9 protein-coding genes are annotated in these 12,626 nt (G+C 38.4%); 5 read left to right on the plus strand and 4 right to left on the minus strand.

The genetic code is table 11. The features are described from left to right. Positions 1-5 precede the first annotated feature (5 nt). From ALW18_02890 to ALW18_02910, 5 genes are read left to right on the plus strand one after another with little or no spacing between them, the layout of a single operon-like run. Positions 6-1,184, plus strand: coding sequence for a hypothetical protein (locus ALW18_02890; protein ID AOE51550.1), 1,179 nt, complete (start codon positions 6-8; stop codon positions 1,182-1,184). A gap of 13 nt (positions 1,185-1,197) precedes the next feature. Then, a complete protein-coding gene (locus tag ALW18_02895) occupies positions 1,198-1,713 on the plus strand; it encodes a hypothetical protein (GenBank protein ID AOE51551.1) in 516 nt (171 codons plus the stop codon). Between the two features lie 11 nt (positions 1,714-1,724). Continuing rightward, positions 1,725-4,166 carry an AAA family ATPase gene (locus tag ALW18_02900; GenBank protein AOE51552.1) on the plus strand — a complete coding sequence of 814 codons (2,442 nt, stop codon included), beginning with the start codon at positions 1,725-1,727 and terminating at the stop codon, positions 4,164-4,166. Beyond that, positions 4,147-4,578: a hypothetical protein gene (locus ALW18_02905; GenBank protein ID AOE51553.1), complete on the plus strand. Its 432-nt coding sequence runs from the start codon at positions 4,147-4,149 to the stop codon at positions 4,576-4,578. Before ALW18_02900 ends, ALW18_02905 begins: the two co-directional genes overlap by 20 nt. An 8-nt stretch (positions 4,579-4,586) precedes the next feature. Further along, the gene (locus tag ALW18_02910) at positions 4,587-6,443 is read left to right on the plus strand and encodes a hypothetical protein (protein AOE51554.1); all 1,857 of its coding nucleotides are present in this window, start codon (positions 4,587-4,589) and stop codon (positions 6,441-6,443) included. 100 nt (positions 6,444-6,543) lie between these two features. On the opposite strand, the gene ALW18_02915 is transcribed toward ALW18_02910, so the two are convergent. The 4 genes from ALW18_02915 to ALW18_02930 form a co-directional block, all read right to left on the minus strand. Beyond that, positions 6,544-9,645, minus strand: a complete 3,102-nt coding sequence (locus ALW18_02915) for a cation transporter (GenBank protein ID AOE51555.1) — start codon at positions 9,643-9,645, stop codon at positions 6,544-6,546. An 11-nt stretch (positions 9,646-9,656) separates the two neighbouring features. Then, complete coding sequence (locus tag ALW18_02920) at positions 9,657-10,748, minus strand: RND transporter (GenBank protein ID AOE51556.1); 1,092 nt, start codon at positions 10,746-10,748, stop codon at positions 9,657-9,659. A 2-nt stretch (positions 10,749-10,750) separates the two neighbouring features. After that, entirely contained in the window at positions 10,751-12,016 is a 1,266-nt protein-coding gene (locus tag ALW18_02925) for a hypothetical protein (GenBank protein ID AOE51557.1), read from the minus strand. A gap of 139 nt (positions 12,017-12,155) precedes the next feature. Beyond that, a complete protein-coding gene (locus ALW18_02930) occupies positions 12,156-12,545 on the minus strand; it encodes a hypothetical protein (protein ID AOE51558.1) in 390 nt (129 codons plus the stop codon). Positions 12,546-12,626: the final 81 nt, after the last annotated feature.

The following is a 12,626-nucleotide window of genomic DNA, read 5'->3' on the forward strand; positions in this document are numbered from 1 at the left end:
AAAAAATGGCTGAAAATATTAAACATTTTCCTGTAAACTGGATTGATGGAATGAAGATCAATAAAAATCATTTTATTGACTTACAGGACAATATTGAGGACTTAATACGCGATGCAAGATCACTTGGGGTTAATCATAACAATTATGGTCTACTGCCTACAAACCTAACACGCCCTTTTCAGTATTCTATATCTATAGATGCGCACAAGGAGCTAAGTGTAACCATTAAATTCCTTAAGGCGGTTACGCCGGGCGGAGGCAGAATAGAAATTACCGATTTTACCGGTGAATTCTCTGAAAGAATGGAATTGCAGGATTTTGATTTTAAAGAAAATAATTACTTCCTGCTTCTTAATATAGATCCGTTTCAAAGGATACCCTCGGGTGAGCAAAACATGAGCGAAGTACCACCAAGGTTTCCTAATGCACTGCCCCATTACTTTTTAACCAGTGTAATTGAAACTGAGATCAATCAGAATAATATTGGGGCATTACAGTTCCCTCTGGCAAAATTCAGGACGTCGGCAGACAGTTATGAAATACTAACCGATTTTGTACCTCCATGCCTTATGGTAAACAGCCACCCTGCCCTGCTATCGTTGTTTGAAAATTACGAGTCGTTCTTTAAACAGCTTGAATTTAATGCAGTACAGATCTGCCAGAAAGTTCGCTTCAGGAATACTACCGAAGACGAGAACATTATTGCAAAAATGGTATTTGATGCCTGCGAAAAGATTAAAATATTTACAGCTCAGCACATTACCAAAAACAAATGGGTAGGTTTTGATATGAGCCCAATGGAAGTATTGGAAAATAATGTAAGCTTGGCCAGAATAATCAAGAACACTTTTGATTCTTTCTCAGGAGATGGTAAAGAGATGCTTTTCAACTACTTCTCTGAGTGGACCGAAATATCAAGCGGCGATTATGAAAGGCTGTTTACAGATACTATTAATGTAAAATACTATGCCTACGATATTGCTCCGTGCATTGCGCAGGTAAGCCGTTTTATTGATAAGATAGAACACTTGTTTAACATACTTAACCAATTGGATTACATCGGTAAAAAACGTGATGCCGGTATTTTTGTTAACGAGAACATTTTACGAACTGAAAAGCCAAGTTATATGGGCAGCAGTAGTAACGAATCACAAAACTCTTCACCTTCATTTTTAGCAGAATAGAAAAATAAACGCCATGGAAATATTAAATAAAAAAGAACGCGTATCGGCATTTTTGCTTTTCCTTTTGATGTTTGTAATTACAACAGGAACATTACTTGCTGCAATATTTACAAATTACAGGCTGCCGCTTAAAGAAAACGAAGTTTTAAAAGCTGAAAATGAAAAAATTCTAAACGAGTTTAATTTTCATAATGCCTTTTCCGAGAGAATTGAGCACGTAGCCAAACTTGTAGATTCTTTGGATAAGTCACCGGAAAGTTTTCAGTTTACAGAACAGAAGATCAATTACGAACTTGTAGACCTTCAGAAAAAATTACCTACAGACTCTGACAACAGTCTTAAACTGTATGATAATTATATACTATGTGTTACAGACCTTGTAAACACTAAAAGACAACTACAACAAGTAGCTGATTCTAAGAAAGAAATTGAAGGCCTTAAAGAGCAGATCAAAGCTTATGAAGAGGACAATAAAGAATTAGAACGCACATTAAACTTAACGAGGCAGCTTAACATGAGGCCTAACTAATAAGCATTCGCATGGCTAAAGAAGACATACTGGAAATTATACATGTTGCCAAACAGGTAGCTAAAGATAACTTTAATGCTAAATGTTCGCCCGGCCATTTTTTAAAGGCTTTGCTTAACAGGCAGTTTTCGTTTATAAAAGAACTTGATGCCGCCGGTATCGACGTTTTTTACCTTGAAGAATGGGCAGACATACGCGTTAGCGAATATGCTAAAGCATCGCGACCTTGCGATGACCCCGATACTGACAGTGCCGTTATTGTTGTTATTGCAGAGGCAGAATCTATTGCCGATAAAAGTGGCAGTGATATTAGCTTCATCCATATGCTTATTGCTTTGGTTACACCGGGGGTTGGCTTTTCTCACGATCAGCTTAAATCATTACCGATATCACCTTCCGAACTGGAAGCGTCATTTGGTATCGGACAAAAACCGGGTTCAGTTAAAAGTGCTGCTGCGCCAAAAGCAACGATTAATCCGGGCACATCTTCCCTTGAAAAATTTTGCATCGATAAAATCAAGCAACTGCACGGCAAGGAAATCATTCCCATTATTGGGCGTGACAACGAGCTAAAAACAATAACCGAAGTTTTAAACCGAAGGCTTAAACCACATATTATTGTTACCGGCGACAGTGGCGTTGGAAAATCTACCCTTATTGAAGGTTTCTTTCATAAGATAGCTAATAAATCGGTACTTAACATCTTTCATGATGCATCGGTATTTGAAATTAATATAGGTACCTTATTTGCGGGTGCATCTTATAAAGGGGAGGTTGAAGACCGCCTTCAAAAAATTTTCAACGAAATTAAACAGTACGAAAAGCCTATTGTTTTTATAGATGATATTCACGAATTGTTTGACACCAGTCAGGGGTCGGGTATTGCAAGCGTTGTAAAATCTGAACTTTCTAAGGGGGATATTACATTTATTGGCGCAACCACTACCGACAGGTTTAGAAAATCTTTAGGTAAAGATGATGCGCTATCACGCAGGTTTGAAACCCTTGAGATTTTTGAGCCTAATGCCGACCTGGCTTTAAAAATGATTAAGAATGTTATAAGCCATTACCAAACGCATCACGATTTCACTATAGATGACGAAGGATTATCAGAATCTATACGCTTATCTAAACGTTACCTAAAAGAAAAATCATTACCGGATTCGGCACTTGACCTTATCGACAGAACAATGTCATCCCTTAAGGTAGCTAAGGAAATGATCAAAAAAGAGCTTCCGCAATTAAAACAACAACTGGAGGAACTTCAAAATACAGAGGAAGAAGACAAGGAAGAGAAATTGCTTGACCTTCATTTGGAAATTCACGGCAAAGCCGGCAACCTGTTTAATGACAGCGATGAGTCGGTAATTGATAGTGAAGATAAACTTCAGCACATTGTTACACTTCTTGAAAAGCTGGAACAACTGGATACTGAAGAAAATAAAGTATTGCCCGCTCACCTTTCAATAATAGTATCGGGTATTACTGGTATTCCTGCAGGGAAAGTAAAATCTGATGAGCGTGAGCGCTTAATGGACATAGAAAACACGCTTAAGAAAAGAGTTATCGGTCAGGATCATGCGGTGAAAGTTGTGGCAGATGCAATACTTGAATCGCGATCCGGTTTAACTAAGCCCGGTCAGCCTATAGGGTCGTTCTTCTTTTTAGGGCCAACAGGTACTGGTAAAACGGAACTTGCCAAATCGTTAGCTGATTTCCTTTTCGGCAATGAAAGCGCAATCATCCGTTTTGATATGTCGGAGTTTAAAGAAGAGCATTCAGCAGCCTTGCTGTATGGTGCACCTCCGGGATATGTAGGTTACGAAGAGGGTGGACTTTTAGTGAATAAAATAAGGCAGCAGCCCTACTCTATTGTGCTTTTTGATGAGATAGAAAAGGCACATAAGTCGGTTTTTGACGTATTTCTTCAGATATTGGATGAGGGTAAACTGCATGACAGGCTTGGTAAAGAGGGAGATTTCTCTAATGCTGTAATATTATTTACATCGAATATAGGATCTGATTATATCGTAAAATCATTTGAGCAGGATATTATTCCGGAATCTAATGATCTTATAAAGATTATGAGTGGTTTCTTCAGGCCTGAATTCCTGGGAAGGCTAACAGAAATTATTCCATTTGCACCCATCAGCTCTAAAAGTGTTGCAAGGATATTTGAAATCCACCTTAAAAAAGAGCTATTGCAGCTACTTGAAAAACTTGACATTACACTCGAAATTGACCCAGCTGATAAAGAGCTTATCGCCCTTAAAGGTTTTAGTCCCGAATATGGCGCAAGGCCCATTAAAGGTATCATTCGTAACCAGCTGAAAAGGCCGCTTTCAAGGATGATCATATCTAATGAATTAAAGAAAGGCGACTCATTAAGAGTAAGCCTTGATGAAAACGGTACGATACAATTTGTAAAAGAACATGAAGGATCTTTATTATAAAATACCCATAGACTTTAAGAACCTTACGCGTGGTGAGGATATAAAAAAAGTTACCATAGAAGAATCTCTGGCGCAATACATCTCGCTCGTTATAACCACGATTTTCGGGGAATATAAGTATGATGAGAATTTTGGCACCATGATCTGGGAAACTGATTTTAACCTGCTCGCTAATGCAAATCAGCTTAAGGATGCCATTAAAGATTCTGTTTTCAGTAAGGTTAAAGCGTACGAAAAACGACTTACAATTACAGATGTCACTTTGGCTATAGGTGAAGATACTGTAAGCTACACAACCAAAATACGCGTAAAAAAACGCCTTGACATTGTGGTATACGGCATAATCAAAAAAACCAACCAGCCTTATTATTATAAAAGCTCCTATTTTCTGGCGCCATTTTCTACTAAATAATTACAGCTATGAACCAATTATCTAAAGACCAGATAAAAGACCGTTTACTAAAAAGGGCTGCAAAACAATGGGGCTATACCGATATTGAACTTGAAAACGTTTTTGACCCAATAGTAAATATGCTTTTTGATGTTTGCGCAAAAGAACTTGAAAAAGTATCGGGCGAAATTTCATCAAGTCGTAGAAGGATGACCGAGCGTTTAATCGACATTCTTACACCTACCACTGCTACTAAAGCAACACCAGCAAGGGGTATACTAAAAGCTTATCCGGTTGAAAATGAAGTTACTCTTAACGATTATCATCAGTTTTACTTTCAGAGAAAAGAAACCAACCCTTATAACCCGGTTGAAACCACTATAAAAAATTACTTTTTCGGGCCAACAATTCCGTTAAAGCTTACACGTAATAAATTACGCTATGTGGTGACACCGCAATCGGTTAACGAAATTGCTAAAGACCAGTTCAGGGAAACACTTAATCGTGAAAATTATACACAGCCATCGCCATATGGTACAGTGTGGCTGGGTGTAAAACACGAAGGCAGCGGAATTATTAAGGACCTTATGTTCTATTTCTACCTAAAGAATATAGATACAAGAAATACCTTCTTCCACTTTCTACCGAAAGCCAAATGGTTTATTAACGATTACCAGCTTCAGTCGCAGCAGGGATACAATACCGATGAAGGCTATGATTTTACCCGTGATGACTTAAGTAACGAAAGCTTTTATCACATTGAAAAAACACAAGATCAGGTAAACGACTTCTATAAAAAACAATTTATAACAATTAAAGATGTTATTACTGTAGACAATAGTGATTTGACTCCTCCTGCCGAATTCAGTAAATTTATTCCCGCCGAAAACCTTAAGGAACTGGCCAATGAAAAACTGTTATGGTTAAGAATTGAATTTCCTAACGTAATAAACAATGACATTCTTTCGGAAATGTTTTGTGCAAACAATTGTTTTCCGGCTATAAATAAGAAGCTTAATGAAGTACAGGGAAGTATTAAAAACCTACTTAACATTTACCCGTTAAGCCTTAATAATGAATTTTTCCTTGAACTCCTATCTGCCGTAGACCACAAGAATAAAGAGTTTGAAATTGTCACCTCGGGTACTCAGGAACACGATGAGGACAGTGACTACACTTATTTACGCTTTGGTGGTATTGCCCGTTTTGATGAACGTAATGCTGCCGAAGAAATAAATTACCTGATTGATCTGGTACGTGACGAAGCGGCTGCTTTTTCAAGGCTGGGGCACGATTTTACCGATAGTAACCTTAAGGAGATAAACCAGATAATTTCTAGGTTTAAAAATAAAATGTCGCAGGTTGGAATGCAAAATGCAAACAGTCCTTACCTTGTTTTCAACACAAAAGACAAAGAGAACAAAGGAACGCTGTTTGTAAAATACTGGACTACCAATGGTGAAAGTGCTAACAAAATAAACACTTTCTCAAGGCTTGCCGTGCATAAGGGTGCCGATTTTGAAAAGGACAGTATTACGTTTTTATCTACTACACAGGGTGGTAAAGATGAGCTATCGAATTCGGAAAAAATATATGCTTATCGCGAAAACCTTATTTCTAACCAAAGGGTCGTAACAAGACAGGATATTATAATTCTGTGTAAAAACCATTTTGGCGATGCAATAGGAACTGTAGAAGTTAAAAATGGAATACAAACCAGCCTCGAAGATAATGTAGGCTATACTCCTACTATAGATATTTATCTACAGAAGAAAGATCCCACTTTATACAACGAAGAAGAATGGTATTACTTAAGCGAAAATCTTAAGCTTACGATAGAAAAAAGGGCAGTAAACATTGTGCCTTTCAGAATATTATACAATTAGTATAATAAATATTTAATAGTCCCCACAAAACAAAACCCGCCCGAAAGAAATCTTACGGACGGGTTTTTCAATAATCAACCAAACAAAAAACTTAATTTTCTTATTCCATCATATTTTGATGCTTCTTGCGCATTGCCCAGTAAAAGAAATTAGGGAATACCAATAGCGTAAATACTGTTGCTGTTACAAGTCCGCCGATAATAGAAACTGCAAGAGGTTTTTGTGATTCAGATCCGATACCTGTAGATAATGCTGCAGGCATAAGTCCGATAGCAGCCATAAGTGCAGTCATAACTACCGGCCTTGTTCTCGATTTTACACCTTCAATAATAGACTCTGTTAATGAAAGCTTGTTCTTGAGGTTCGTGTGGAATTCCGAGACGAGAATTACACCATTCTGAATACAAATTCCCAAGAGTGCAATAAAACCTACACCTGCCGATATACCAAAATTGATTCCGGTTAAATGCAACGCCAGGATACCTCCTATAACTGCAAATGGTACGTTTACCAGTACAAGCAGCGAATCTTTTATATTACCAAACATTACAAATAGCAGTACAAATATCAACACTAACGATATTGGTACCACCTGAGCCAGTTTGCCACTTGCACGAATCTGGTTTTCGTACTCACCCGTCCAGCCTATAGAATAACCTTCCGGAACTTTCACAGCCTTAACCTTTGCCTGTGCATCGGCAATAGTACTACCAAGGTCACGGTCACGTACCGAGAATTTCACCCCGATAAAACGTTTTGTATTATCCCTGTAAATCAGTGCAGGGCCTGTTTCGGTAGTCAGTGTTGCTATTTCTTTAAGCGGCACTTTAGTACCACGAAGCGTTGGCACCATAAGGTTCATAATGTCCTGCTCATCCTTACGGTAATCCTGCTGGTAACGCAGCCTTATATCGAATTTCTTCTCACCTTCGTATTTCTGGGTAGCTGTTTTACCGCCAATAGCCATTTCTATAATGCTTTGCGCATCGTTTTTCTGAACGCCATATAGCGCCATTTTCTCTTCATCAAACTTAACGCTTATCCCCGGCTGTCCCAGGTTACGAAGCACACCAACATCTTTAACACCATCTATGTGTTTAATCTTTTCCATTACTTCGTTAGCAAGCCTATCGAGAACCTGAAGGTCATCACCATAGATCTTCACAGCGTTAGATGCTTTAAATCCGGCTACAGCCTCGGCAACGTTATCGATAACAGGCTGCGAATAATTCCATGTAATACCCTGGTATCGGCTTAACTTATGGTTCATTTCCTCGATAAGTTCATCCTGAGAAACGCCTCTCGTCCACTCGTCTTTTGGCTTAAGGTCTACCTGAAATTGAAGAAAACCAAATCCATTAGGATCAGTACCGTCATTGCTTCTCCCTGTTTGCGATAATACGTCATCAACCTCGGGGAATTCTTTTAATTCTTTACGGATGATCTTCGCCATTTTCACACTTTCGGTAAGCGAGTTACTTATTGGTAATTCGGCAGTAACCCAAAGTGCTCCTTCGTTAAGCGGAGGAAGGAATTCTGATCCTAAAAAACGGGTAGAAAACAATGTAACAACCAGTATAACAACCGACACTACAATAGATATCTTCTTATTTTTAAAAGTTACATTAAGCCCTTTAGCAACTATTTTATTGAAAAATTCAACAAATACATTGTGCTTCTCCTTTACATTTTTGTTCAGTAAGATTGAACATAACACCGGTACCAACGTCAACGTAAATAATAACGCACCTAGTAGTGCAAAACCAAGTGTCCATGCTAATGGGGAGAACATTTTACCCTCCACTTTCTCAAAAGAAAAAATAGGAAGCAATGCCGAAATAATAATAAGTTTACTAAAGAATATAGCAATACCCAGTTTCGATCCGGCTTTACGGATAAGTCCAAGTTTAGAAAGCTTATTAAAACGCTCAACACCAACATTCCGCTGGAGCTGGTCTAGCGTCACAAAGAGTCCTTCCACCATGACGACGGCCCCATCGATAATAATACCAAAGTCAACCGCACCAAGCGAAAGCAAATTGGCACTCATACCCTTCATCTTTAAGCAGAGGAATGCAAAGAGTAATGATAATGGAATAATGATGGATACAATAAGTGTTGTACGCCAGTCGGCCATAAAAAGAAATACAATAACAGTAACCAGTATAATACCTTCAACAAGGTTGTGGGTTACCGTATGTGTACAATATTCCATTAGCCTGTCCCTGTCGTAAAATGTTTCCATTTTTACATCTTTAGGCAATACATTAGCCTGAACATATTCTATTTTCTCCTTAAGGCGTTCCAGTACTTCAGATGGGTTTTCGTTTTTACGCATTACCACGATACCTTCTACAACATCATCATTATCATTAAGTCCCGCTTGTCCCACACGCGGAATGTTAGACTCTGTAACCTTAGCTATGTTTTTGATAAGTATAGGGTTACCATCAGATTCGGCAACGATAGTGTTTTCAATATCTGCCCGTGAATCCAACAAACCAATACCCCGGACAACGTACGCCTGCCCATTCTTTTCAATAATATCCCCACCAACATTTACATTGGCGTTGCTTATTGCTTCGTATACCTGTGGGGATGAGAGTTCGTATTTCTGTAATAAAATAGGGTCGATCTCAACCTCATATGTTTTTTCACGCCCACCAAAAGCCACAACATCGGCAATACCAGGTACCGCCCTTAGCTGCCTGTCTATTACCCAGTTTTGTATGGTAAGCAGTTCACGGGTATCCTTCTCCTTACTATTTAATGTATATCTGAAAATCTCACCTGTAGGGCCATATGGCGGCTGCACCTCCGGATCTACATCATCCGGTAATTGTACATTTTTCAACTGGTTATTCACCTGCTGCCTGGCAAAAAAGTCATCTACATCATCATCAAAAATGATCTTTATAACAGAAAGCCCAAACATGGTAACACTGCGCACATTTTCTTTTTTCTGCACCGAGTTCATTGCAATTTCAACCGGAGATGTAACAAAACGCTCTACCTCTTCGGCACTTCGTCCCGGCCATTGTGTTACTATAATTATCTGTGTATTGGTAACATCCGGAAATGCTTCAACGGGAATATTTTTATAACTTATAATACCTGCAATAACTACTACACCAATCCAGAAAAAGGTAAACAGCTTATTGCGTAGGGAAAACCCTATTATGCCTTTAATTAACTTGTTCATTGCTGTTTAATTTAATCGTTAATAGCGTCATATATCAATAAATTACCTTTAACGATTACCTTTTCGCCTTCTTTAAGGCCTCCCGAAAGGTATGTTTTATCGTCCAGTGCCCTGTAAACAGAAACCTCACGTGTTTCTACATCATCCTTGGCTTTATACACCATGATAAAGTTTTTGTTCTTATCAAAAACTACCGATGCAGACGGTACAGTAATATATTTTTGGTTCTCTGAATAATGTACCGTTACAGTAGCATTCATTTCAGGCTTTAAAGAGCCATCTGCATTAGGTACTTTTATAAGTGCCTTTGCTGCCCTTGTCTGAGGGTCTATCACATTGAATATCTTATCAATTTTTCCTGTAATTTTCCTGTCAGGGTAAGCAATGGTCTGTATGCTAACCTCCTGCCCTTCTTTAATCCTGGCAAGGTCGCTTTCGTTTACATTAGCCAAAACCCAAACGTTATCAAGCTTTGCGATAGTAAATACCGCCTCGTCTCTACTGTTACTTAGTATTTCGTTAGGGCTTATATCTTTGGCTACAACATAACCGCTAATAGGCGCATACAGATTATAAACCGACCCACTTTTTAGGCGATAAATTTTATTTACCTCTGTCATTCTTTCTTTTTCTGCACGCGCTTTGTCAAGCTCTTTTTTAGCCATTACCAGCTCTTTTTCAGACGCCAGTTTACCATCGTATAAATCTTTCACACTTTGAAGGTTACGTTCTGCAATGCTAACATTGGCATCGGCATCACTAGTTTGGCTTTGGTAACCTGCTACTTCGCTACTTTGAATACTAGCCAGTAGCTGACCTTGCATTACATAGTCGCCTAATTCAGCTTTAATAGTTATTACACTTCCGCCAACTGCCGGAAATACCTGAGCCATATTGTTATTCTCGGCTGTTACCTTTCCAAACAACCTAATTTCGTTTTGGGCATCTTCTGTTTTAGCATCAGCAAAAGTGCTGGTGCTATACATCGTGTCGCTCATTACAAACTTTTTATTCTCTTCGGTATGTGTTTCCTCTTTTTTAGAACATCCGGTTAAAGCTGATGCTGCTACTGCTGAAAGGAATATATATTTAAATTTTTTCATTTTTAAAAGTTATTTGTGCCGGTTACATAATTAATCTGCGCTGCTGCGATAGCAAGCTGTTTCTTCACTCTTTCCACTTCGGTCTGTGCTTCGTTGTATGCCTCAAAAAAATCGGCAAATTCAATCATAGACACATTTCCTTTCTGAAAATTGGTGTTAATACCATTAAATACGGCATCAAAATCCTGATTAATAATTGCATTGATGTTCTTATATTCATCTACGCTTCGGGTAAAATTCTGATAGGCAGCTAAGACCTGATTTTGTATTTCCAGCTGTTTATAAGAAACATTTTGGGTCTGTTGCTCCTGGGTTATCTTAGCCGATTGTATATTACCTCTGTTCCTGTCGAAGATTGGAAGTGGTATACCTATACCTAAGTTGTACTGATGCAAAAATGCATCACCCTGTTGGTTGTAACCTGCCCTTAGGGTAATGTCCGGGATGTTTTGTTTTTTCTGTAGCGAAACATTCAGTTTAGCCGATTCTATCTCAAGTTTTGCCTGGCTTAGATCGGGCCTGTTCTCTAACGACTGATTTAATACAAAGTCATACAAAACGGGTTTACCTGCGTAAGAAACAGCATCTGTTCCGGTATACACTGTTTGTATTGTTGCATTTGTTCCCAGCAGAATATTAAGCTTAGATTGCTCTTCTATAAGTACTGCAGTCTCTTCCGATTTGTCATTGTTGATCTTAACATAAACCGATTTTAAACGGACTAAATCTTTAAGTGCAATATTATTTTTGGCGACCTGAGCCTCATAACTGGTTATAAGCGATTGAAGTTTACTTAAAAGGCCGTTATATTTTTCAATCAGCTTTTGCTGATGATGAAGTGTATAAAATGATTGCCATATTTCGAGTTGAAGATTACGGGTAAGATCTGTAAGTTCTGCCTCGGCAATCTTTTTGTCGAGCTTAGCAATCTCTATTTGTTTACGGCGTTTACCCCCCATTAGTATTACCTGTTCAAGCCCGGCTACAAAGTTGTTACCGTTACCCGTTGGGAAATATTTATCGTTCTGCGCTTCATAAGCAATAACATCGGCAGTAACTTCCGGATTAGGATAGACTTTCGACTGAATGATTGCCGCTCCGGCTTTATCTATATTATATTGCTGTGCCAACAGCATAAAGTTATTTTTAAAGAACAGTTCCTCGGCCTGTTTTATAGTGAGCGTGACTGACTCAGGAGCCTGCGCCATACCCACTGCCTGGATAAACAATACAGCTATCCAGACAAAGAATTTATTTTTAAATTCCATGATAAAATTGTGTTTAAAATACTATGTAAGAAATAGTAATGCAGCTTTGTGCAAAACATAGATATACCGGATATACTCCAAAAACAGGAATACGCAAAAGCACCCCAGCAAAATGCTGAGCCGGCAGATAAATAGTATTTTAAGCCTCGGGCGGCGGGGAGAAAATATTCACCAAAGGTGAATCGTAAATAGGATTTTTGTAAAGAACGTCGGGCACAACGATTTTAAAATTTATAGCCATTGGCTCGCTAAATTTTAAAGGTTCTGTCTGTTCAAACGTCCATACCATTTTCTTTGCATTAAACTTATGGCTCAACGGCGTTTTGCTATGATGCTCGGGTATTGCATTGTCAATACCAAAAACATCTTCAAGAACAAGCTCTACAACACTATCCACCTCTTCAAAGTCGTTATCAACTTTGTTATGCTCAAAAAGTGTGTGAGGGTTATCAATACTAAAGTTTAGTATGTGTAATGCCATAAGCACCCACAACGCACGTAAACCTATATGTATTTTATTTATCCTCATTTAGTTTGCAAAAGTATCACATTAAATTGACGTAACACAAATCCTGCCAAAAAAATATTTTTCAAACAAAATGTTACGATT

The sequence above is a fragment of the Flavobacterium psychrophilum genome (assembly GCA_001708385.1).
Lineage (GTDB): Bacteria > Bacteroidota > Bacteroidia > Flavobacteriales > Flavobacteriaceae > Flavobacterium > Flavobacterium psychrophilum_A.